The sequence below is a fragment of the Nocardioides sp. P4_G10 genome, from assembly GCF_056401175.1.
The window spans coordinates 26158-47052 of record NZ_JBFUJV010000006.1 but is presented as its reverse complement, the minus strand read 5'-3'; the positions used below and the strand labels follow the sequence as shown (position 1 = coordinate 47052).

19 protein-coding genes are annotated in these 20895 nt (G+C 71.1%); 8 read left to right on the top strand and 11 right to left on the bottom strand.

All coding sequences use genetic code 11. The features are described from left to right. Nucleotides 1-67: 67 nt before the first annotated feature. Nucleotides 68-1315, top strand: a complete 1248-nt coding sequence (locus AC1DP1_RS09330; protein ID WP_477506630.1) for an MFS transporter — start codon at nt 68-70, stop codon at nt 1313-1315. A 45-nt stretch (nt 1316-1360) separates the two neighbouring features. Here the strand turns inward: AC1DP1_RS09330 and AC1DP1_RS09325 are convergent, their stop codons facing one another. From AC1DP1_RS09325 to AC1DP1_RS09310, 4 genes are all read right to left on the bottom strand, one after another. After that, nucleotides 1361-2665, bottom strand: a complete 1305-nt coding sequence (locus AC1DP1_RS09325; RefSeq protein ID WP_477506629.1) for an ABC transporter permease — start codon at nt 2663-2665, stop codon at nt 1361-1363. Then, on the bottom strand, nt 2662-3954 hold the full coding sequence (locus tag AC1DP1_RS09320; RefSeq protein WP_477506628.1) for an ABC transporter permease: 1293 nt from the start codon (nt 3952-3954) through the stop codon (nt 2662-2664). Before AC1DP1_RS09320 ends, AC1DP1_RS09325 begins: the two co-directional genes overlap by 4 nt. After that, nucleotides 3951-5474, bottom strand: coding sequence for an ABC transporter ATP-binding protein (locus AC1DP1_RS09315; RefSeq protein WP_477506627.1), 1524 nt, complete (start codon nt 5472-5474; stop codon nt 3951-3953). The genes AC1DP1_RS09320 and AC1DP1_RS09315 overlap by 4 nt, the downstream gene beginning before the upstream one ends. A gap of 150 nt (nt 5475-5624) precedes the next feature. Beyond that, on the bottom strand, nt 5625-6743 hold the full coding sequence (locus tag AC1DP1_RS09310; RefSeq protein ID WP_477506626.1) for a BMP family lipoprotein: 1119 nt from the start codon (nt 6741-6743) through the stop codon (nt 5625-5627). A 210-nt stretch (nt 6744-6953) separates the two neighbouring features. Here AC1DP1_RS09310 and AC1DP1_RS09305 point away from each other — a divergent pair, with 210 nt between their 5' ends. The 3 genes from AC1DP1_RS09305 to AC1DP1_RS09295 all read left to right on the top strand — a co-directional run bounded on the left by AC1DP1_RS09305 (nt 6954) and on the right by AC1DP1_RS09295 (nt 10411). Then, a complete protein-coding gene (locus AC1DP1_RS09305) occupies nt 6954-7421 on the top strand; it encodes a cytidine deaminase (RefSeq protein ID WP_457186024.1) in 468 nt (155 codons plus the stop codon). Further along, nucleotides 7421-8704 (top strand): thymidine phosphorylase, encoded by a 1284-nt coding sequence (locus tag AC1DP1_RS09300; protein WP_477506625.1) that lies wholly within the window; start codon nt 7421-7423, stop codon nt 8702-8704. The genes AC1DP1_RS09305 and AC1DP1_RS09300 overlap by 1 nt, the downstream gene beginning before the upstream one ends. A 108-nt stretch (nt 8705-8812) precedes the next feature. Further along, a complete protein-coding gene (locus AC1DP1_RS09295; RefSeq protein WP_477506624.1) occupies nt 8813-10411 on the top strand; it encodes a VWA domain-containing protein in 1599 nt (532 codons plus the stop codon). 4 nt (nt 10412-10415) lie between these two features. Here the strand turns inward: AC1DP1_RS09295 and AC1DP1_RS09290 are convergent, their stop codons facing one another. Further along, nucleotides 10416-10868 (bottom strand): MaoC family dehydratase, encoded by a 453-nt coding sequence (locus tag AC1DP1_RS09290; RefSeq protein ID WP_477506623.1) that lies wholly within the window; start codon nt 10866-10868, stop codon nt 10416-10418. A 49-nt stretch (nt 10869-10917) separates the two neighbouring features. Between AC1DP1_RS09290 and AC1DP1_RS09285 the strand changes: the two genes are divergently transcribed. Continuing rightward, the gene (locus AC1DP1_RS09285; RefSeq protein WP_477506622.1) at nt 10918-11994 is read left to right on the top strand and encodes an adenosine deaminase; all 1077 of its coding nucleotides are present in this window, start codon (nt 10918-10920) and stop codon (nt 11992-11994) included. Here the strand turns inward: AC1DP1_RS09285 and AC1DP1_RS09280 are convergent. Further along, a complete protein-coding gene (locus AC1DP1_RS09280; RefSeq protein WP_457186034.1) occupies nt 11984-12595 on the bottom strand; it encodes an ATP-binding protein in 612 nt (203 codons plus the stop codon). The genes AC1DP1_RS09285 and AC1DP1_RS09280 overlap by 11 nt on opposite strands. A 97-nt stretch (nt 12596-12692) precedes the next feature. On the opposite strand from AC1DP1_RS09280, the gene AC1DP1_RS09275 reads away from it, so the two are divergent. Next, nucleotides 12693-14369 carry a VWA domain-containing protein gene (locus AC1DP1_RS09275; RefSeq protein WP_477506621.1) on the top strand — a complete coding sequence of 559 codons (1677 nt, stop codon included), beginning with the start codon at nt 12693-12695 and terminating at the stop codon, nt 14367-14369. An 80-nt stretch (nt 14370-14449) separates the two neighbouring features. Here the strand turns inward: AC1DP1_RS09275 and AC1DP1_RS09270 are convergent, their stop codons facing one another. The 3 genes from AC1DP1_RS09270 to deoC are packed head-to-tail and all read right to left on the bottom strand — an operon-like array spanning nt 14450 to nt 17735. After that, nucleotides 14450-15310, bottom strand: coding sequence for an aldehyde dehydrogenase family protein (locus tag AC1DP1_RS09270; RefSeq protein WP_457186038.1), 861 nt, complete (start codon nt 15308-15310; stop codon nt 14450-14452). Continuing rightward, nucleotides 15307-16752, bottom strand: a complete 1446-nt coding sequence (locus AC1DP1_RS09265) for an aldehyde dehydrogenase family protein (RefSeq protein WP_477506620.1) — start codon at nt 16750-16752, stop codon at nt 15307-15309. Before AC1DP1_RS09265 ends, AC1DP1_RS09270 begins: the two co-directional genes overlap by 4 nt. A gap of 5 nt (nt 16753-16757) precedes the next feature. Then, the gene (gene deoC / locus AC1DP1_RS09260) at nt 16758-17735 is read right to left on the bottom strand and encodes a deoxyribose-phosphate aldolase (protein ID WP_457186042.1); all 978 of its coding nucleotides are present in this window, start codon (nt 17733-17735) and stop codon (nt 16758-16760) included. A 78-nt stretch (nt 17736-17813) separates the two neighbouring features. Here deoC and AC1DP1_RS09255 point away from each other — a divergent pair, with 78 nt between their 5' ends. Then, nucleotides 17814-18422: a hypothetical protein gene (locus tag AC1DP1_RS09255; protein WP_457186044.1), complete on the top strand. Its 609-nt coding sequence runs from the start codon at nt 17814-17816 to the stop codon at nt 18420-18422. Here the strand turns inward: AC1DP1_RS09255 and AC1DP1_RS09250 are convergent. Then, the gene (locus AC1DP1_RS09250) at nt 18406-19062 is read right to left on the bottom strand and encodes a TetR/AcrR family transcriptional regulator (protein WP_477506619.1); all 657 of its coding nucleotides are present in this window, start codon (nt 19060-19062) and stop codon (nt 18406-18408) included. The genes AC1DP1_RS09255 and AC1DP1_RS09250 overlap by 17 nt on opposite strands. Nucleotides 19063-19157: 95 nt before the next feature. Between AC1DP1_RS09250 and AC1DP1_RS09245 the strand changes: the two genes are divergently transcribed. Further along, nucleotides 19158-20099, top strand: coding sequence for an NAD(P)-dependent alcohol dehydrogenase (locus AC1DP1_RS09245; RefSeq protein ID WP_477506618.1), 942 nt, complete (start codon nt 19158-19160; stop codon nt 20097-20099). Here the strand turns inward: AC1DP1_RS09245 and yidC are convergent. Then, nucleotides 20089-20886 carry a membrane protein insertase YidC gene (yidC, locus tag AC1DP1_RS09240; protein ID WP_477506617.1) on the bottom strand — a complete coding sequence of 266 codons (798 nt, stop codon included), beginning with the start codon at nt 20884-20886 and terminating at the stop codon, nt 20089-20091. The two genes, AC1DP1_RS09245 and yidC, sit on opposite strands and share 11 nt — an antisense overlap. Between the last annotated feature and the right edge of the window lie 9 nt (nt 20887-20895).

Below are 20895 nucleotides of genomic sequence, written 5' to 3'. Positions count from 1 at the left end.
GGGGTGTGCCAGACTCCGGGTGATTCATCCCATGATCCCATCATTCGTCGCGACCTCGGAGCAAGTCTTGACCATCCCCACCGCCACCGCACCCACCCCCGGAGGATCTGGCCCGGCCACCCGCGGACGTCTTGCCCTGTGGGCCGGGCTCGCGATCGCCCTCACGGCGCTGAACCTGCGGACCGCGGTCACGGGCATCACGCCGTTGCTGGAGATCATCGGGTCGGACCTGGGGTTCGGACTCGCCCTCGCCGGCCTGCTGGGAACGGTGCCGGCGGCCACGTTCGCCGTCTTCGGCTTCCTGGCCCCGGTCGTGACGAGGAGGTACGGGCTCGAGCGAACCGCCACTGCCGCCCTCGGCCTCTCGGCGCTCTCCCTCGTGCTGCGGGCGCTCTCGCCGACGCCCGCAGCGCTGGTCGCGTCGACCGTCCTGGCGCTGGCGGGCATCGGCGCCGCCAACGTGGTGCTCGTGCCGCTCATCAAGGCGTGGTTCGCCGATCGCATCGCCCTGTGGACGTCGTCGTACCTGCTGCTGATGCAGACCGGTCAGTTCGTGGCACCCCTCCTGGCCGTGCCCGTCGCCGAGGCAGCGGGCTGGCGGGTCTCGGTGGGGATCTGGGCAGTCCCGGCCGCGGTGGCCGCGGTGGTCTGGTTCGTTCTCGCGGTGAAGCTGCCCGCCGACCACCACGTGCCGGCCGTGGCCGCGACGCCCGCCGACAAGCTGAAGGTCGGTCGGTCGTCGACGGTCTGGGGGCTGGTGGTCCTGTTCGCCATGATGTCGCTCTCCAACTACAGCATCATCACGTGGGTGCCGGCGGTGCTCGCCGATGCCGGTGGGAGCGCGTCGCTCGGCGGGACGATGGTCGGCCTCTACTCGGCGTGGGGCGTGCTCGCAGCCCTGGTGGTCCCTCAGGTCGCCACGCGCATGCGCAACCCGTTCGTGGTCGTCGTGGCGTGCTCGGTCGTCCTGGTCCTCGGGTACGTCGGCCTGGCCGTCTCGCCGCTCGACGGCACCGTGCTGTGGGTGTGCGCGCTGGGCATCGGCGTGAGCACGTTCCCGCTCTGCATGACGCTCATCAACCACCGGACCCGGACCCCGCAGTCCGCCTCGACCGTGTCGGGCTTCGTCCAGGGCATCGGCTACGGGCTGGCCTGCCTCGGGCCGATCGGCCTCGGCCTGCTCCGCGAGGCGACAGGGTCGTGGACGACGCCGCTCGTGGTGCTCGCCGCCACCGCCGTACCCGGGGTGCTCGCCGGTTGGTTCGCCTGCCAGCCGCGGTTCGTCGAGGACGACGTGCCCCGCGTCGCCGGATGAGCAAGAAGGGCCCGGCGCACGGCGCCGGGCCCTCCTCGAGCTGACCTACTGTTGTCGGTAGGGCACGCCGTCCGCGGCCGGCGGCCGGGAGCGGCCCACCAGTCCCGCCACCGCGAAGATGGTGACGAGGTAGGGGAGCATCAGCATGAACTGGCTCGGCACGGGCGAGCCGATGGCCGAGAGCACTCCCTGCAGGTTGGTCGCGAAGCCGAAGAGCAGCGCCGCCAGCGTCGCGCGGATCGGGTCCCACTTGCCGAAGATGACGGCGGCCAGCGCGATGTAGCCGGCGCCTCCTGTCATCTCGCGGTTGAAGCCGGCGACCGAGACGAGGCTGAAGTAGGCGCCGCCGAGGCCCGCGATCGCACCCGCGAGCAGGATCGTGCGGTAGCGGGTGCGGTTGACCTTGATGCCGACGGTGTCGGCGGCCTTCGGGTGCTCCCCGACCGCACGCACCCGCAGGCCCCAGCGGGTGCGGTAGAGCGCGAAGGCCACGACCGCGACGACGATGTAGAGCAGGTAGACGAGCGGGGTCTGCCGGAAGAAGATCGGGCCGATGAGCGGGATGTCGCCGAGAATCGGGATCGGCACCGCGCGCAGGCGCTCGGGGGAGTTCAGCGTGTCGGCGTTGGGCGTGAGCACCTGGCGGAACAGGAAGTTGGTCAGGCCCACCACGAGCACGTTGAGGACCACGCCGACGATGACCTGGTCGACGAAGTAGGTGATCGCGAACAGGCCGAGGATGAGCGCGACGAGGGCGCCGGCCACCGCGGCAGCCGCCACGCCGGCCCACGGCGAGCCGGTCATCGAGGCGGTGACGGCAGCGGCGAACGCGCCGAGGAGCAGCTGGCCCTCGATGGCGATGTTGACCACGCCGGCGCGCTCGCCGAGCACGCCGCCCAGCGCGCCGAAGACGAGCGGGATCGCAAGCGCCACAGCGCCGCCGAGCAGGCTGACGACCCGGATCCGGTCGCCGGCGGCCGCCCAGCTGAGGAAGCCGATCATCCAGACGATCGCGAAGCTGATCGGGATCCAGATCGGCTGGCTCACGCGGGTGAGCATGCGGCGCACGGCCTCCGCGGTCAGCCCCAGGCAGATCACCACCATGAGCCAGGCGGTGGGGCCGGACGGAACCACGATGTCGGGAAGGGTGACGAAGTCGGTCACCGTCGAGAGCTGGAACGTCGTGTCGCCCGACGGGCTCGAGCGGATCAGGATGCCGGCGAGGAGCAGGGTCAGCACGCCGAGCACGATCGGGAGCTTGCGGGCGCCCGAGCCGCGACTGTGCGTCACGGCGCCGTCGGGAGCCAGGCCGCCGCTCTCGGGGGTGGGCAGGTCGGTCACGATGCTCACTTGGCCTCCTGGGCGGGGAGCCGGAAGATCGCGCGCACCAGGGGAGGGGCGGCGAGGAAGAGGACGATCAGCGACTGCACCACGAGCACCAGGTCCACCGAGATGTTCTCGGAGGTCTGCATGGTGAAGCCACCGGCCTTGAAGGCGCCGAACAGGAGCCCGGCGGCCAGGATGCCGAGCGGGCGGGAGCGGCCGAGCAGCGCCACGGTGATGGCGTCGAAGCCGATCGATGCGTCGAGGTCGAGCGAGACGCCGCTGGACACGGTGCCGAGCACCTGGTTCACCCCCGCGAGGCCGAGCAGGGAGCCGGCGATCATCATCACGACGATGTAGATCCTGCCGACGTTGATGCCGGAGGCGCGCGCCGCGTGCGGGTTCTCACCGACGGCGCGGATGCGGTAGCCGAGGGTGGAGCGGTTGAGCAGCCACCATGCGACGGCGACCGCGGCGAGCGCGATCACGAAGCCGAGGTGGAGGTTGAACTGGTCGCCGAGCACCTTGGGCAGCGTCGCCGAGTCCTTCATCGGCGGTGACTTCGGGTTCACCGAGCCGGGCGTCTTGAGCAGCCACTCCTTGGTGAGGGCCCAGAAGAGCAGGTAGTAGGCGACGTAGTTGAGCATGATCGTGACGATCACCTCGTGCGCGCCGGTGCGGGCCTTCAGCACACCCGCGATGCCGCCCCACAGCGCGCCGAACGCCATGCCGACGAGGATCGCGAGCAGCAGGTGGATGACCATTGGCAGGTCGAAGTTGAAGCCGACCCAGCCGGCAGCGCCACCGGCGATGAGCATCTGGCCGCGGCCACCGATGTTGAACAGACCCGCCCGGAAGGCCAGGCCGACTCCCAGACCGCCGAGGATCAGCGGGCCGGCGAACTTGAACGTCTCCGTCAGCGGGCGCCACTGCTGGGCCGGCTCGGTGAGGTTGTAGTTGAAGACCGCGCCGCGGAACATCGAGCTGTAGGCGCCGGAGATGGCCTCCCACACTGCGGTGAAGAAGTCGGAGGGCCGGGCGGTGATGTAGCTGGCGGTCTCGCGCACAGCGTCGTCGGTCGCCGCGATCATCACCGAGCCGACGAAGACCGCGAGGAACACGGCCAGCACGCCGGCGAGGACGTCGCCGGAGGCGATCTCGCGCAGCACCGACCGCGAGCGTTCGGCCCGCGCGTCGTGGGGGTCGGGCTCGGGAGCCTCGGTCGTCGTGCCAGTGGCCGTCGACCCACGGGTCGCCTCGTCGTCCGTCACGGGCGCGTCGGGCTTCTCGGGCTGGGGCTTGGGGGTGTCGTTCACGCGACCACGTCCTTCAGGTCCTTCGGGCGTTCGCCGGTCATCATGAGTCCGAGGACCTCGCGGGGCGTGTCGGCCGCGACGATGCCGACGACCTTGCCGCGGTAGAGCACCATGATCCGGTCGGCGAGCGCGACCACCTCGTCGAGCTCGGTGGAGACCACCAGGACCGGGATGCCCCTGTCGCGGGTCGCGACGATCTGCTTGTGGATGAACTCGATCGAGCCGACGTCGACACCGCGGGTGGGCTGGGCGGCGACGAGCAGCCGCAGGTCGCGGGAGAGCTCGCGGGCCACGACGACCTTCTGCTGGTTGCCGCCGGAGAGGTTGGCGGCCAGCGAGTCGATGTCGCGGGCGCGGACGTCGTACTCGGTGAGCTTCTTCTGGGCGAACTCGCGCAGGGCGCCGAGGCGCAGCGAGCCGTTCCTGACGAACGGCGACTTGAAGCTGCGGTTGAGCATGAGGTTCTCGGCGATGGTGAAGCCGGGCACGAGGCCGTCGACCTGCCGGTCCTCCGGGATGAAGCCGACACCGGCGTCGAGGATCTTGCGCGTCGAGCGGCCGACCAGCTCGACGCCGTCGAGGTTGATTGAGCCGCTGACGTCGTCCTGGAGGCCGAGGATGGCCTCGGTGAGCTCGGTCTGGCCGTTGCCCTGGACGCCGGCGACGGCGAGGACCTCGCCGCCGCGGATGGTGAAGCTGAGGCCGTCGACCTGCGTGTGGCCGGCCAGGTCGACCACGCGGAGGTCCTTGACCACCAGCGCGTCGCCGCCGAGCGTCGCGGCGTCCTTGTGGACGACCAGCTCGACGGGGCGGCCGACCATCATCGAGGCGAGCTCGGCGTTGCTGGCCTTGGGGTCGGCCTCGCCGACGACCTTGCCGAGGCGGATGACGGTGATCCGGTCGGCGACCTCGCGGACCTCGCGCAGCTTGTGGGTGATGAAGACGATGGCCTTCCCGGCCTCCTTGAGCTGGCGCATGATGTCCATCAGCTCGTCGGTCTCCTGCGGGGTGAGCACCGCAGTGGGCTCGTCGAAGACGAGCAGCTCGGCGTCGCGGGAGAGGGCCTTGATGATCTCCACGCGCTGCTGCACGCCGACGGGGAGGTCCTCGACCACGGCGTCGGGGTTGACGTGGAAGCCGAAGCGCTCGGAGATCTCGGTGACGCGCTTGCTGGCCTCGGCGAGGTCCAGCGTGCCGGCGAAGCCGGTGGTCTCGTTGCCCAGCATGACGTTCTCGGCCACGGTGAAGACGGGGATGAGCATGAAGTGCTGGTGGACCATGCCGATGCCGGCCGCCATCGCGTCGCCGGGACCGGTGAAGTGCTGGACCTCGCCGTCGAGCTCGATCTCGCCCTCGTCGGCCTTGTAGAGGCCGTAGAGCACGTTCATCAGCGTCGACTTGCCGGCACCGTTCTCGCCGAGGAGGCAGTGGATCTCACCGGGCTCCACCGTGAGGGAGATCGAGTCGTTGGCCACCACGCTGCCGAAGCGTTTGGTGATGCCTCGCAGGACGAGTCTCATGGCATCGCATCCTAGGGGTCGGGATGGTCCGGAGGTCTGGACCGGGGTCTGGTACGGGGCGGCCGGGAGTCGGCCGCGAGCCTGCCTCGACACGGAGAAGGGAGGCCGACGAAACCGTCGGCCTCCCTCCATCGTGGAGCGTGCTGGTGATCAGCCCAGGTAGGACTGGACCTTGATGGAGCCGTCGATGATGCCGGCCTTCACCTCGTCGAGCTCGCCGGCCAGCTCAGGGCTGACCTTGTCCTCGAAGTTGTGGAACGGCGCGATGCCGACGCCGTCGTTCTCGAGGGTGCCGATGTAGGGCTCGAAGTCGAACTCGTCGTTGCCCGCGGCCATGACGGCCTCGTAGGTGGAGACCTTCATGCCCTTGAGGATCGAGGTCATGACGTAGTCCTGGGTGCTCGGGTCGGTCTCGAAGAGGTCGGCGTCGACGCCCACCATCGCGATGTCGTTGCCCGAGTCCTCGATCGCGGTGATCGCGCCCTGGTAGATCGGACCGCCGACCGGCAGGATCACGTCGACGTCCTGGTCGAGGATCTGCTTGGCGGTGCTGGTCGCGGCCTCGTTGGCCTCGAAGCCACCGGTGAAGGAACCGTTCTTGCCGTCCCAGCCGACGACCTCGACGTCCTTCTTCTTCTCCTTGGCGTAGTACTCCGCGCCCTGCTTGAAGCCGTCCATGAAGATGGTGACGGTCGGGAAGGGCATGCCGCCGTAGGTGCCGACCTTGCCGGTCTTGGTGTAGTCAGCAGCGGCGTAGCCGGCGAGGAACGCGGCCTCGGCGGTGTTGTAGAGCAGCGGCTTGATGTTCTCCACGTCGGCCTTGCCGTCGAAGGTCGCACCGTCGTCGCCGCCGTCGGCGGAGTCGTCGATCAGGACGTACTCGATGTCGGGGTTGGCCGAGGCCGACTCCTTGGTCGCCGCGGCCAGGGCGAAGCCGACGGTCACGATGACGTCGCAGCCCTCGCCGACCAGGCTCTCCAGGTTGGGGCCGAAGTCGTTCTCGCTGTTCGACTCGACGGCCTTGAGCTCGACACCGAGCTCGTCGGCCGCCTGCGTGGCGCCCTCGAAGCCGAGCTGGTTGAACGACTTGTCGTCGAACCCACCCGCGTCGGACACGATGCACGGCAGGAAGTCGCTTGCAGCCGGGCTGCTGTCGCTCCCGCTCCCGGTGTTGGTGTCTTCCTCGGGCGCGTCACCACACGCAGCCAGGGTCGCGGCGGCGAGCAGCGCCACGAGGCCGCTCGAGACGACCTTCCTCGTCTTCAACACAAATGCCTCCAAGTTCGTGCACCCCGGGGTGGGGTCAGCGTTCCGGGAGCATGATGCCTGCCGGGGCGCACCCCGTCACGAGGTTCTGAACTTCTGAAATGCGTTTGAGACATAAAAGTCGCCGGACGACTTTCGGCGGAACCTGCCAAAGACCGCTGGTTCGCCGTATGCGCCATAGTGGCCGCTTGCAGGAGAAGGTGGAGGGCCGAGGTGGCAGAGAAGGTGGAGGACGCCGTGCACGAGACGTTGGACCAACAGGGCTGGGACGAGCTGAGGGCGGCTGCCACCGGGGTGATGCGGCGGGCCTACGCCCCCTACTCCCACTACAAGGTGGGCGCGGCTGCGCGGGTCGACGACGGCCGGGTCGTGACCGGCTGCAACGTGGAGAACGCGGCGTACGGCGTCGTGCTGTGCGCCGAGTGCGGCCTGGTGTCCCAGCTGTACTCCACCGGCGGCGGTCGGCTGACGCACTTCGTCTGCGTCAACGGCGGGGGTGAGATCATCATGCCGTGCGGCCGGTGCCGCCAGCTCCTGTTCGAGCACGGCGGACGTGACCTGCTGGTCTGGACCGTTTCGGGGGTCAAGCCCATGTCCGAGGTGCTGCCCGACGCCTTCGGACCCGACGACCTCACCCACATGGCCGACCTGGCCGACGCAGCATCGGAAGGAACCGACTAGTGGCTGCCCACGACGCCGTCGAGGTGATCCTCGCCAAGCGCGACAAGCACGAGCTGTCCGACAGCCAGATCGACTGGGTGATCGACGCCTACACGCGCGGCGACGTCGCCGACGAGCAGATGTCGTCGCTCGCCATGGCGATCCTGCTCAACGGCATGAACCGCCGGGAGATCTCGCGCTGGACCGGCGCGATGATCGCCTCGGGGGAGCGGATGGACTTCTCCTCGCTCTCGCGCCCGACTGCCGACAAGCACTCCACCGGCGGCGTCGGCGACAAGATCACCTTGCCGCTGGCCCCCCTGGTCGCGGCCTGCGGCGTCGCGGTCCCCCAGCTCTCGGGCCGCGGCCTGGGTCACACCGGCGGCACGCTCGACAAGCTCGAGTCGATCCCCGGGTGGCGCGCGGCGCTGAGCAACGAGGAGATGTTCGCCATCCTCGAGGACGTCGGCGCCGTGATCTGCGCCGCCGGAGACGGCCTCGCCCCGGCCGACAAGAAGCTGTACGCCCTGCGCGACGTCACCGGCACGGTCGAGGCGATCCCGCTGATCGCCAGCTCGATCATGAGCAAGAAGATCGCCGAGGGCACCGGGGCACTGGTGCTCGACGTCAAGGTCGGCAGCGGCGCCTTCATGAAGGACCTCGACTCGGCGCGCGAGCTGGCCGAGACGATGGTGGCGCTCGGCACCGACGCGGGCGTGCACACCGTTGCCCTGCTCACCGACATGGCGACCCCGCTCGGGCTGACCGCGGGCAACGCGGTCGAGGTGCAGGAGTCCGTGGACGTCCTGGCGGGTGGCGGTCCCGCCGACGTGGTCGAGCTGACCCTGGCCCTGGCCCGCGAGATGCTCGCCGGCGCCGGACGCGACGACGTCGACCCGGCCGACAAGCTGGCAGACGGCTCGGCGATGGACGCGTGGAAGGCGATGATCCGCGCCCAGGGCGGCGATCCGGACGCCGCCCTCCCCGAGGCGAAGGAGTCGCACGTCGTCACCGCGCCGTCGAGCGGCACCCTCACCCGGCTCGACGCGATGGCGGTCGGCATGGCCGCCTGGCGCCTCGGTGCCGGGCGGGCGCGCAAGGAGGACCCGGTGCAGGCGGGTGCCGGCGTCGTCTGGCACGCGCGGCCCGGCGACGAGGTCGCCGAGGGGCAGCCGCTGTTCACGCTGCTCACCGACGAGCCGGAGCGCTTCGAGCGGGCGCTGGCCTCGCTCGAGGGCGGCTTCGACATCGGTGGCGACGCGAGTGGCGTCGGCACGGAGATCGTGCTCGACCGGATCGGCTGACGCCCGCGCAGCGCCCTCCCCAACTCTGACGATGACCGGCCAGTAGCAACCGGGTCGACCGGGACTCCTCCTAGCGTTTCTTTACCTTAGGGATCGTGGGGGAACCCGATGCAGAGCAATGACCAGCGCGGACCCGGCCGCGCCACGAAGATGTCGACCGCCGTGCTGGCGGTCCTGGTGCTGGTGACAGGGCTGGCCGTCGGCGCGGGCGCGACCTGGTTCGCCCTGTCCCGCGACGGCGACGGGGCCGCCGCCTCCGACGACGGGTGCGCCGAGTTCCGCAGCGTCGACCTCGTCGTCGCGCCGGAGATGTACAGCGTGGTGGTGGCTGCCCTCGCGGACGTCACGCCCGACTGCGTGCAGGTCGACCCGGCGCTGCGACCGGGCATGGAGGTCGCCCGCGGCGCGTCGCTGGGTAGCCGGCTTCCGGACGTCTGGATCCCGGAGGCGCATTTCGTGGCCACCGAGGCCTTCCTCGGTCGGGCCCCCCGACCGAGGCTGCTGGTGAAGAGCCTGGCCCGGACGCCTGTGGTCCTCGTGGGCGGCGACGCAGCGCAGCGCTTCGCGACCTGKGGCGACGCCGAGGCGTCGGGCCTGGTGTCCGTGCCCAACCCGGAGTCGTCCGTCGCGGGCGCCCTCGCGGTGACCGCTCCGGAGGCCGAGGCACGCGCAGTGGGTCGGACCCGCGACGCCGCTCGCCAGCTCCTGGTCCCCTTCGCGCAGGCCCAGGGTGCCCGCACCGTTGACGGAGAGGACGCCACCGTCCAGCCGGCCATGTTCGCGCGCCGCTCACCGCGGCTGGTGGTCGCCACCGAGCAGCAGCTGGAGACGGTCGACGGTCGCGCCGACCTCCGCGACCTGACCCCGCCCGTGGGCACCCCGGTCCTGGACTTCCCGCTCATGGTCGCAGCCGACGCCGCGCCCGGCTCGCGTGCGCTGGCGAAGGCTCTGGCCCAGCACCTCGAGGGCACGGTGGGTCGCTCCTTGATCTCCGATGAGGGACTCCGGCCCCCGAGCAAGGACGACGACGGGGTCCTCCGACCCCCCACGGCCAAGGCGATCGCCGAGGCGGTCTTCTCGTGGAGCCAGCTCAGCGTGCCGTCGGCCATGCTCGCCGTCGTCGACGCCTCCGGCTCGATGGACGCCGACGCCGGCAACGGGTCGCGCATGGACCTGCTGGCCGACGCGGCCAGGATCGGGCTGGGCTTCCTGCCCGACCACGCGCGGGTCGGTCTGTGGGTCTTCTCGATCGACCAGGGTGGCCCCGGCCAGGACTGGCGCGAGCTCGAGCCCATCCGTCGCCTCGACGACCTGCGCTTCGGCCGCACCCAGCGCTACGCCCTGCGGGAGCGCGCGGCCCAGATGTCCAGCCTGACCGACGGCGGCACCGGGCTCTACGACACGGCGCTGGCCGCCTACCGCGAGGCGCTGAAGAACTACCGGCCGCACTACTCCAACTCCGTGGTGCTGATGACCGACGGCCGCAACGAGGACCCCGGCTCGATCAGCCTCGACCAGCTGCTGCAGCGGCTCGAGGAGCTGAAGGACCCCGACCGGCCGGTGCGCATGGTGGGCATCGCGATCAGCGGCGACGCCGACCTCGCCGCCCTCCGTCAGATGGCGCGGGTGACCGGCGGTGAGGCCTATCTGGCCGCCGAGCCCACGGACATACTGGGGGTGTTCGCCCAGGCGGTGCTGTCGCGGTGACGCCTCAGGCGAGGAGCAGCACCACGTGGGCGGCCACGCAGGCCGGCTTGTCGTGGCCCTCGATCTCGACGGTGTGCTCCACGACGAGCTGCTTGCCGGCCGCGAGGTCGCGGACCTCGCCGAAGCGCACGTGCGACCGCAGCCGGCTGTCGACCGGCACGGGGCTCGGGAAGCGCACCTTGTCCAGGCCGTAGTTGAGCCGGGCGCCCGGGGTCTCGAGGCGGAAGACCTGCGAGGCGAAGTGGGGGAGCAGGCTCAGGGTGAGGAACCCGTGGGCGATGGTGGTGCCGAACGGACCCGTGCCTGCCCTGTCGACGTCGACGTGGATCCACTGGTGGTCGAGCGTGGCGTCGGCGAAGGCGTCGATGCGGGCCTGGTCGACGTCGAGCCACTCGCTGGTGCCGATCTCGGACCCGGCGGCGGCCGCGACCTCGTCGAGCGTGGTGAAGGTGCGCATGCGCACGAAGATAGTGCTTGACCATGGCGAGCCCTGCTTGGATGTGCCGATGAGCACTCCCACCCGCGACCAGGTGCAGGCCGCCCCGAAGGTCCTGCTGCACGACCACCTCGACGGCGGGCTGCGCCCGCAGACGATCGTGGAGCTCGCCGCGGAGGTCGGCCACGAGCTGCCCGCCTCGGACGCGGAGTCGCTCGGTCACTGGTTCACGGAGTCGGCCGACTCGGGCTCGCTCGTCCGCTACCTCGAGACCTTCGACCACACCGTCGCGGTGATGCAGAACGGTCCGGCGATCGCCCGCGTCGCCCGCGAGTGCGTCGAGGACCTCGCCGCCGACGGCGTCGTCTACGCCGAGGTGCGCTACGCCCCGGAGCAGCACGTCAGCGGCGGGCTGACCCTCGACGAGGTCGTCGCGGCGGTGCAGGAGGGCTTCGACGCAGGGATGGCCGCCAGCGGCGGCAGGATCGTCGTACGCCAGCTGCTGACCGCGATGCGGCACCAGGCCCGGTCGATGGAGATCGCCGAGCTGGCGATCGCGTGGCGCGACCGCGGTGTCGCCGGCTTCGACATCGCCGGCGCGGAGGCTGGCTTCCCGCCCACCCGGCACCTCGACGCCTTCGAGTACCTCCAGCGCGAGAACGCCCACTTCACGATCCACGCCGGTGAGGCCTTCGGCCTGCCGTCGATCTGGCAGGCGATCCAGTGGTGCGGCGCCGACCGGCTCGGCCACGGCGTGCGGATCATCGACGACATCACCGTCAACGACGACGGGTCGGTCGAGCTCGGCCGGCTGGCGGCTTACGTCCGCGACAAGCGGATCCCGCTCGAGATGTGCCCGAGCTCCAACATCCAGACCGGGGCGGCGGAGTCCTTCGCCGAGCACCCGATCGGGCTGCTGACCGACCTGCGCTTCCGCGTCACCGTCAACACCGACAACCGCCTGATGAGCGGCACCTCGATGACGCAGGAGATGTTCGGCCTGGTGGAGGCGTTCGACTACTCGCTGGAGGACCTGCGCTGGTTCACCATCAACGCGATGAAGTCGGCGTTCCTGCCCTTCGACGAGCGGCTCGCGATCATCGACGGCGTCGTCAAGCCGGGCTACGCCGCCCTCATCAACGGCTAGCGGCGCTGCTGTCGGCGGTCAGCTCGGCGTACGCCTGGTCACCCGTCGCGCGCCGACAGCCCTGCCGCACCGCGTGGGCGACGACCCGCTGCTGGTCGCGCATCAGTGCCAGCCCGCGGCGTACGAGCACCCGCGGCGGCTTGCGGTGCTCGCGCAGGTCACGGGTGAGGCGCCTCCAGAACGTGACGAGCGGGTGCTGGGTGATGCAGTAGGCCGCGGCGAGGATGCCCGCCTCCCGGCACGCGGCCACCACCTCCGGCGCGAAGATGCCCTCCGCGACGAACCGGTTGCTGCCGCCGAGGTCGACCGTGCGTGAGCCGCAGCGTCCGTTCTGCGCGATCTCGTAGATCGGCACCTCGCTGCGCCCGGTGGCGCACAGCTCGCGCAGCGCGGCGAGGGCGTCGGCCTCGTGCCACGAGTCCGGGTGGTCCCAGTCGACGAGCCCGGAGTTGGCGCCGGTGGTGATGCGGGGGAGCGAGGGGTCGTCGCCGTCCTTGTAGAAGTCGTCGAGGCGCAGGACGGGGAGCCCGAGGCGCTCCGCCAGCCGGGACTTTCCGGCGCCGCTGGGTCCGGCCAGGACGACCACCTGGGCAGTGCTCATTTGTTGCGAACTCATTTCGTCGTTCGGCCACGGAGGGTAAAGGCTGGACATTAGTCTCGCCCAGACCTTCGATCGACACCTCTGTGGGAGGACCTCCATGAGTCTCGACGACTCGACTGCGCCCGAGACCGCGTCCGCTACCGCGGACGGTTCCGGTGGCGCCGGCCGCTCCGCCAAGACCTTCGTCCTGGGCGGCCTCGCGCTCGCGCTCGTGGTGGGCGTCTTCGGCTTCTTCACGGTGCGCGGTGCCAGTGGCGAGCCCGAAGGGGCGGACTGCATCACTGAGGTCGTCACGATGACCACCGCCCCGGTGATGGAGGACCTGGTCAAGCAGGCCGTCAAGGACGTCAACGCCGACGAGCCCTGCATCGACATCCAGGTCACCGCGGGCACCGTGAAGGACGTCGTCGCCCTGCTGAGTGACCCCAACGCCGAGCTCCCCGAGATCTGGATCCCGGACAGCCCGACCTGGAAGGGCCAGCTCACCAGCGCCGGCTGGACCGGTACGCCGATCGCGGAGGCCGTCGCCCAGACGCCGGTCGGCCTCATCGGCGGCCCGGCCGCCAAGGCCCCCGCCTCCTGGGCGTCCGTGCTCGACGGCGGCAGCCTGGCGATGGCCGACCCCAGCGCCGAGGGTGCCTCCGCGCTCGCGCTCCTCGCGCCCTACGCCGAGATGAAGAAGACCGGCGAGACCGCGCTGTCCATCGAGGAGAAGACCGTCCCGGTCGCCCAGACCTACGGCGAGCGCGCCGTCGCCGGCAGCGCCACGGAGACCGACCTCTCGACGATCACCGCCTCCAGCACCCAGCTGGTGCCCGCGACCGAGCAGGCCTACCTCGCCGCCCGTCGCAGCAACGACCAGCTCGCCCTGGTGGCGCCGAGGACCGGTGTGCCGATGCTGCAGTACCCGCTGATCGAGGTGAACCGCGGCAGCAACGGGATGGTCTCCACGGGCGGCGACCTGTCCTCGCGCGTGGGCCGCGCCCTCGGTCGCTGGTTCGCTTCGAGCGCCGGAGTGGAGGCCATCGCGGCCGCCGAGCTCCGCGGCCCCGACGGCACCGCGCTGCCCAACGACATCGGCCTCGGCAGCACCCCGGTGCTCCCCACGGTCGCCCAGAAGACCACCGACGACACCCTGCGCCAGTGGCGCGTGCTGTCGGTGCCCTCCAGCATCCTGGCGGTCGTCGACCTCTCCGGCTCGATGAAGATGGCCATCGGCGACACCACCCGCATCGGTCTGGCGGTGACCGCGTCCCAGCTCGCGCTCGACGCCTTCCCGGCGCAGGCCCGGATCGGCATCTGGGGCTTCTCCAAGAACCGCGGCGAGAACGGCGCCTCGTACGCCGAGTACTCCCCGCTCGAGCGGCTCGACGCCCCGGCCGCCGACGGCAAGACGCACGGCGACGAGGTGCGCGCCGAGGCCGACGCCCTGCCCAGCAAGGTCAGAGGCGGCACCGGCGTCATGGACTCCACCCTCGCGGCCTACAAGCACGCGCAGGAGATGTGGGACCCGGCGTGGTTCAACTCCGTGGTGATCATGACCGACGGTGCCAGCGACGACTCGAGCTCGCTGTCGCTGGAGTCGCTCGTCAACCAGCTCAAGTCGCTGCGCGACCCCGCCAAGCCGGTCAAGGTGATCGTCATCGGCATCTCGCAGGACGCCGACACCGGCGAGCTCGAGCAGATCGCCGCCGCCACGGGTGGCCAGAACTACCTCGTGACCAACCCCAACGAGATCCTCGGCGTGCTGGCCCAGGCCCTGCTCAACCGCTGATCGATCGGCTCGTTCGCCATCGCGCACGAAGGCCCCCGGAGGATCTCCGGGGGCCTTCGTCGTGTCGTGGGTCGGTCGGCTCAGACGCCGATCGGGTGCCAGACCGTCTTGGTCTCGAGGAACTGCGTCATCCGGTCCAGGCCGGGCTCGGCGAGCCAGTCGGTGTCGGGAGCGGGACGGCGTACGCGCTTGAGGTTGTCGGCCCCGGCCACCTCGAGCTCGGTCGCGAGCTCGGCGTCCTCGACCCCGGTCAGGTCGATGCCGTTGACGTCCATGTGCGAGGCCAGCCACGGGGCGATCTCGGTCTGCGAGCCGGTGAGCACGTTGACCACGCCGCCCGGGAGGTCGCTGGTGGCCATGACCTCGCCGAGCGTGATCGCGGTCAGCGGGTTGTCCTGGCTGGCGATCACGACGACGGTGTTGCCGGTGATGATGAGCGGCGCGACGACGCTGACGAGGCCGAGCAGGGGACCGCGCGGGGCGACGACGGCGATGACGCCGCTGGGCTCGGGGGTCGACAGGTTGAAGTAGGGGCCGGCGACCGGGTTGGCGTTGCCGACGACCTGGGTGATCTTGTCGGCCCAGCCGGCGTACCAGACGAGGCGGTCGATCGAGGCGTCCACGTAGGTGCGCGCGCGGGCCGCGGAGATGCCCTCCGCGGCGCGGAGCTCGGCCTCGAACTGCTCGCGGCGACCCTCGAGCACCTCGGCGATGCGGTAGACGACCTGCGCGCGGTTGTAGGGGGTCTTGCCGGACCAGCCACCGAAGGCGGCGCGGGCCGCGACGACGGCGTCGCGGGCGTCCTTGCGGGACGCCTGGGCGGCGTTGGCGACCAGGCGGCCCTTGGCGTCGTTGACGACGTAGGAGCGACCCGACTCCGAGCGCGGGAACTGGCCCCCGATGTAGAGCTTGTACGTCTTGCGTACGTCGATGCGGCTCACGCGTCCGCTCCCTTCTCCGTGTTCTTGAGGTAGCCCTCGAGACCGTGGCGGCCACCCTCGCGGCCGTATCCGGACTCCTTGTAGCCGCCGAACGGCGAGGTGGGGTCGAACTTGTTGAACGTGTTGGCCCAGACGACGCCCGCACGGAGGCGGTTGGCCATGGACAGGATGCGCGAGCCCTTGTCGGTCCACACGCCGGCCGAGAGGCCGAACGGCGTGTTGTTGGCCTTCTCGATCGCCTCGGAGGGGGTGCGGAAGGTCAGCACGGACAGGACCGGGCCGAAGATCTCCTCGCGGGCGATCCGGTGGGCCTGCGTGACGCCGGTGAAGACGGTCGGGGCGAACCAGTAGCCGTTGGACGGCAGCTCGCAGGGAGCCGACCAGCGCTCGGCGCCCTCGGACTCGCCGATCTCGGAGAGCTCGCGGATCTTGGCGAGCTGCTCGGCGGAGTTGATGGCGCCGACGTCGGTGTTCTTGTCGAGCGGGTCGCCGACGCGCAGCGTGGCCATCCGGCGCTTCAGGCGCTCCATGACCTCGTCGGCGACGGACTCCTGCACGAGCAGGCGCGAGCCGGCGCAGCAGACGTGGCCCTGGTTGAAGAAGATGCCGTTGACGATGCCCTCGACGGCCTGGTCGAGCGGGGCGTCGTCGAAGACGATGTTGGCGGCCTTGCCCCCGAGCTCGAGGGTGACCTTCTTGTCGCTGCCGGCGACCGCGCGGGCGATCGCCTTGCCGACCTCGGTGGACCCGGTGAAGGCCACCTTGTCGACGTCGGGGTGCGACACGATGGCACGGCCGGTGTCACCGGCGCCCGTGACGATGTTGACGACGCCGGGCGGCAGGTCGGCCTGCTGGCAGATCTCGGCGAAGAGCAGCGCGGTCAGCGGGGTGGTCTCGGCCGGCTTCAGCACGACCGTGTTGCCACAGGCCAGGGCCGGGGCGATCTTCCACGCCAGCATCATCAGCGGGAAGTTCCACGGGATGACCTGGCCGGCGACGCCGAGCGGGGTCGAGCCGTAGCCGGAGTACTGGAGCTTGTCGGCCCAGCCGGCGTAGTAGAAGAAGTGGGCGGCGACGATCGGCACGTCGACGTCGCGCGACTCCTTGATCGGCTTGCCGTTGTCGATCGACTCCAGGACGGCGAGCTCGCGGCCGCGCTCCTGGATGATCCGGGCGATCCGGTAGAGGTACTTGGCGCGCTCGGCGCCGGACATCCGTGACCAGACGCGGGTGTAGGCGCGACGGGCGGCCTTCACGGCCTCGTCGACGTCGGCGTCGCTGGCCTCGGCGACCTCGGCCAGCACCTCCTCGGTGGCGGGGTTGACGGTCTTGAACGACGTGCCGTTGCCGTCGACGAACTCGCCGTTGATGAAGAGTCCGTAGGACGGCTTGATGTCGACGATGGCGCGCGACTCGGGCGCGGGGGCGTACTCGAAGGTCATGGTTATCAGTCCAGCGTGAAGTAGTCGGGACCGGAGTAGCGGCCGGTCGTCATCTTGGTGCGCTGCATGAGCAGGTCGTTGAGCAGCGTGGAGGCGCCGAAGCGGAACCAGTCGGGGTCGAGCCAGTCCTCGCCGCAGATCTCGTTCACCATCACGAGGTACTTGATGGCGTCCTTGGTGGTCTTGATGCCACCGGCGGGCTTGACCCCGATCATCTGCCCGGTCTGCTCGCGGAAGTCGCGGACCGCCTCGAGCATGATCAGGGTGACCGGGAGCGTCGCGGCGGGCTGGACCTTGCCGGTGGAGGTCTTGATGAAGTGGCCACCGGCCATCATCGCGAGCCAGCTGGCCCGGCGGACGTTGTCGTAGGTCTGCAGCTCACCGGTCTCGAAGATCACCTTGAGGTGCGCGTCGCCACACGCCTCGCGGACCTGGACGATCTCCTCGAAGACCTCGAGGTAGCGACCCGAGAGGAACGCACCACGGTCGATGACCATGTCGATCTCGTCGGCGCCGGCCTCGACCGCGTCGCGGGTGTCGGCGAGCTTGATGTCCATCGCCGCGCGGCCGCTCGGGAACGCGGTGGCGACCGCCGCGACGTTGACGCCGCTGTCGCCGAGCGTCTGCTTGGCGGTGGCGACCATGTCGGGGTAGACGCACACGGCAGCGGTGGCCGGGCAGGTCGGGTCGGCCGGGTCGGGGCGCATCGCCTTGGACGCGAGCGCGCGGACCTTGCCGTGGGTGTCCTGGCCCTCGAGCGTGGTCAGGTCGACCATCCGGATGGCCAGGTCGATGGCGTACGCCTTCGACGTGGTCTTGATCGACCTCGTGGCCAGACCGGCGGCGCGGGCCTCGCACCCGACCTGGTCGACGCCGGGGAGGCCGTGGAGGAATCGGCGGAGCGAGGAGTCCGAGCGCACGATGTCGTCGAAGACCGCGTGCGAGGAGGTCGTGCTCGCCGTGGAGCTGGCAGTGGGTGTCACCGACCCAGCATAGAGTTGGCCCGGACGCCCCCGGCAATCCGCAGGGGGCCAATGTCTGCCCAAAACAGCGAGGAGACCATGGCACGCCTGCAGGACGACGGCGAGGCCGTCGTGGAACGGTTCCCGCCCACCAGTGGACGGTTCTCCGGCTGGGCGGCCGTGCTCCTGAGCGCCGCGGTCGTGGTCGCCATGGTGGCCTACCTGGACGACGGCTTCCCCGCGTGGGTGGGCGGCGTCGCCCTGCTGGTCGGCGTCCTGTCGTGGGCCGCGATGCTGCGCCCGGCGCTGTGGGCCACCGAGGAGCACCTGGTGATGCGCAACCTCGCCGAGACGGTCCACGTCCAGCTGGCCGCGGTCGAGGAGCTGGCCGTGCGCCAGGTGCTCGCGGTCCGCGCCGGCGACCGGCGCCTCGTCAGCACGGTGCTGGGCCGCACCTGGCGCAAGGCGATGCTGACCCGCGGCGCTCCGTCGTCCGGGGACGGCCCGCACGAGGGGATGCGCTACGTCGACTGGGCCGAGCACCGGCTCCGCGAGCTCGTCGACGCCGCCCGTGACCGCGCCGGGGTCGCCGCCGGCTCGGAGGAGCAGCGTGCGCTGCCCGGTGCCGTACGCCGTGAGCCGGCGACGATGCCACTGGCGCTGATCGCGGTGGCCGCCGTGCTGATGGTGGTCAGCTTCTTCCTCTGATCTCCTGCGGCACGCGCTGCTCGAGGCCGTCGAGCACGAGCGCGAGGCCGAAGTCGAACTCGTCGCCGTAGGCGTAGTCCTGTCCCACGACCTGCTCGGCCACCATCTCCGCGAGGTGCGGGCGGTCGGCGAGCACCGCGCCGAGGTCGGCGACGAAGTCGTCGGCCGACTCGCCGGGCTCGAAGGGCAGGTTCACCTCGGTGAGGACGAACCCGTAGGTGTAGGCGTCGAGCACCGAGAAGGCGTGCGCGGCGAGAGCGACGGAGAAGCCCGCCGAGCGCAGGCAGCCGAGCACCGCGTCGTGGTGGCCGAGGGTGGCCGGACCGGGGGAGCGCCGCGACTCCAGGAGCCCGAGCCCCCACGGGTGGGCGGCGAGCACGGTCCGTGCTGAGCGCGCCCGCTCCTCCATCTCCGCGCGCCATGCCGCGCCCGACCGCGGCAGCGTGATGCGGGCGAAGACCCAGTCCGCGAGGCCGTCGAGGAGCGCCTCCTTCCCGGCGACGTGGTGGTAGAGCGACATCGCCTCGACCCCGAGCTCGCGTCCCACGCTGCGCATGCTCACCCCGGCGAGCCCGGACGCGTCGGCGACCCGGCTCGCGGCGTCGACGACGCGGTCGCGGGAGAGCGGTGGTCTGGACATGAGGACTCCTGGGCTTGGGTGGCTTACAGGCGTAAGGCTACGGTGTCCGACACCAGGCTTACAGGTGTAAGTCTCCGTGGGCTCGAGGAGTGGTCATGAAGGCAGCAGTCGTGGAGCGGTACGGACCGCCGGAGGTCGTCGCGGTGCGGGACCTGCCCGACCCGGTCGCAGGGAAGGGCCAGGTCGTCGTGCGCGTCCGGGCGACGACCGTCAACTCCGGGGACGCCCGGATCCGCGGGTGCCGCTTCCCGCGCGGCTTCGCGGTGCCGGGCCGGCTCGCACTCGGGTGGCGCGGCCCGCGCCGGCAGGTCCTCGGCGTCGTCTACTCGGGGACGGTCGAGTCGCTCGGCGCCGGCGTCACCGGCCTGACGATCGGCGACGAGGTGGCGGGCATGACCGGGATCGGGATGGGCGCTCACGCCGAGCTCGCGGCCGTCCGCGCCGACCGACTCACGACGGTGCCTGCCGGTGTCTCGCACGAGGACGCCGCCGCCGTCCTCTTCGGCGGCAGCACGGCGCGCCACTTCCTGGACGACGTGGTGGCACCCGGCCGGCGCGTCCTGGTGAACGGCGCGTCCGGCGCGGTCGGGACGGCGGCCGTGCAGGTCGCGCACCTGGCCGGCGCGCACGTGACCGCGGTCTGCAGCGGGCGCAACGCCGAGCTCGTGCGCTCGCTCGGGGCGGACGAGGTGGTCGACCACACCCGGACGTCGGTCCACGACCTGGCGGCGGCGTACGACGTCGTGCTCGACGCGGTGGGCAACCTCGACCGGCGCTCGGGTCGCCGCCTGCTCGCACCGTCAGGTGTGCTGGTGCTCGCCGTCGCGGGTCTCGTCGACACCGTCCTCGCCCGCGGGAACGTCCGCGCCGGAGGATCCGTGGAGGATCCCGCCCACTTCGCGTGGCTGCTCGAGCGCCTCGCGGCGGGGGAGCTGCGGCCGGTGGTCGGTCGGACGCTGCCGCTGGCCGAGATCGTCGAGGCTCACCGCGTCGTCGACTCCGGCCGCAAGGTCGGCAACCTCGTCGTCACGCCATGACGTGGCGCGCGGCCGCCGCCGTCCCGGGGGTGGGCCACCAGCGTGCGATCGCCGCCGACTGGGCGAGCGTCCACGTCGAGCTGCACACCCAGTAGACGAGCAGTGCCACCGGCACCACGCCTCCTGCGAGCAGCATCCCGCCGGCCGACATCACGGGCATGAGGCGCTGCGCCGCGACCATCGCCTCCGGCATGCCGTCCACGGACGTGTTGGGCGCGACCACGAACCGCTGGGTGACGTACGACAGCGCGGCCGCGGTCATTGCGAGCCCGGCCACGACGGCGAGGTGGAGGCCACCGGAGCCGAGGTAGCCGTGGCCGGCGAGCGAGACGCCGACGAGGGAGGCGGCACCGAACGACGACACCAGCCCCGGTCCCATCGCGCCGACGGCCGTGCCGTGGGCCACGTCGGAGACGAGGTGGTAGAGCGCGAGCCACACCGGCAGCTGCACCAGCACCGGCAGGCAGCCGAGGCGGCTGACCCCGTGCTCGGCGGACACCGCGCGGCGCTCGTCCATGTGGGCGCGCAGGCTCTCGGCGTCCGTGCGGCCGCGGTAGCGCTCGGTGATCCCCTTCAGGTGGGGGCGGGCGCGCGCCCCGGCGTGGGCCTGGCGGACGCCGTGGATGACGAACGGCAGCAGCAGGAGCCGCACGAGGACGACGAGCGAGGCGATGCCGACCACCCAGGTGACGGCGGAGTCGGCGGAGACGCCGAGGGCGGCGAGGGCGTCGTGGGTCGTGGCCATGACGGCGGCGAGGGCGTGCTTGAGCGGGGCGAGCGGTGACATGGAGGTCTC

What these genes read in the sequence shown, in the direction of transcription:
- AC1DP1_RS09315 (WP_477506627.1), bottom strand. Translation starts at nt 5,474, where the DNA reads ATGAGACTCGTCCTGCGAGGCATCACCAAACGCTTCGGCAGCGTGGTG.
- AC1DP1_RS09290 (WP_477506623.1), bottom strand. Translation starts at nt 10,868, where the DNA reads ATGCGCACCTTCACCACGCTCGACGAGGTCGCGGCCGCCGCCGGGTCC.
- AC1DP1_RS09285 (WP_477506622.1), top strand. Translation starts at nt 10,918, where the DNA reads ATGAGCACTCCCACCCGCGACCAGGTGCAGGCCGCCCCGAAGGTCCTG.
- AC1DP1_RS09280 (WP_457186034.1), bottom strand. Translation starts at nt 12,595, where the DNA reads ATGAGCACTGCCCAGGTGGTCGTCCTGGCCGGACCCAGCGGCGCCGGA.
- AC1DP1_RS09275 (WP_477506621.1), top strand. Translation starts at nt 12,693, where the DNA reads ATGAGTCTCGACGACTCGACTGCGCCCGAGACCGCGTCCGCTACCGCG.
- AC1DP1_RS09265 (WP_477506620.1), bottom strand. Translation starts at nt 16,752, where the DNA reads ATGACCTTCGAGTACGCCCCCGCGCCCGAGTCGCGCGCCATCGTCGAC.
- AC1DP1_RS09255 (WP_457186044.1), top strand. Translation starts at nt 17,814, where the DNA reads ATGGCACGCCTGCAGGACGACGGCGAGGCCGTCGTGGAACGGTTCCCG.
- AC1DP1_RS09250 (WP_477506619.1), bottom strand. Translation starts at nt 19,062, where the DNA reads ATGTCCAGACCACCGCTCTCCCGCGACCGCGTCGTCGACGCCGCGAGC.
- AC1DP1_RS09245 (WP_477506618.1), top strand. Translation starts at nt 19,158, where the DNA reads ATGAAGGCAGCAGTCGTGGAGCGGTACGGACCGCCGGAGGTCGTCGCG.
- yidC (WP_477506617.1), bottom strand. Translation starts at nt 20,886, where the DNA reads ATGTCACCGCTCGCCCCGCTCAAGCACGCCCTCGCCGCCGTCATGGCC.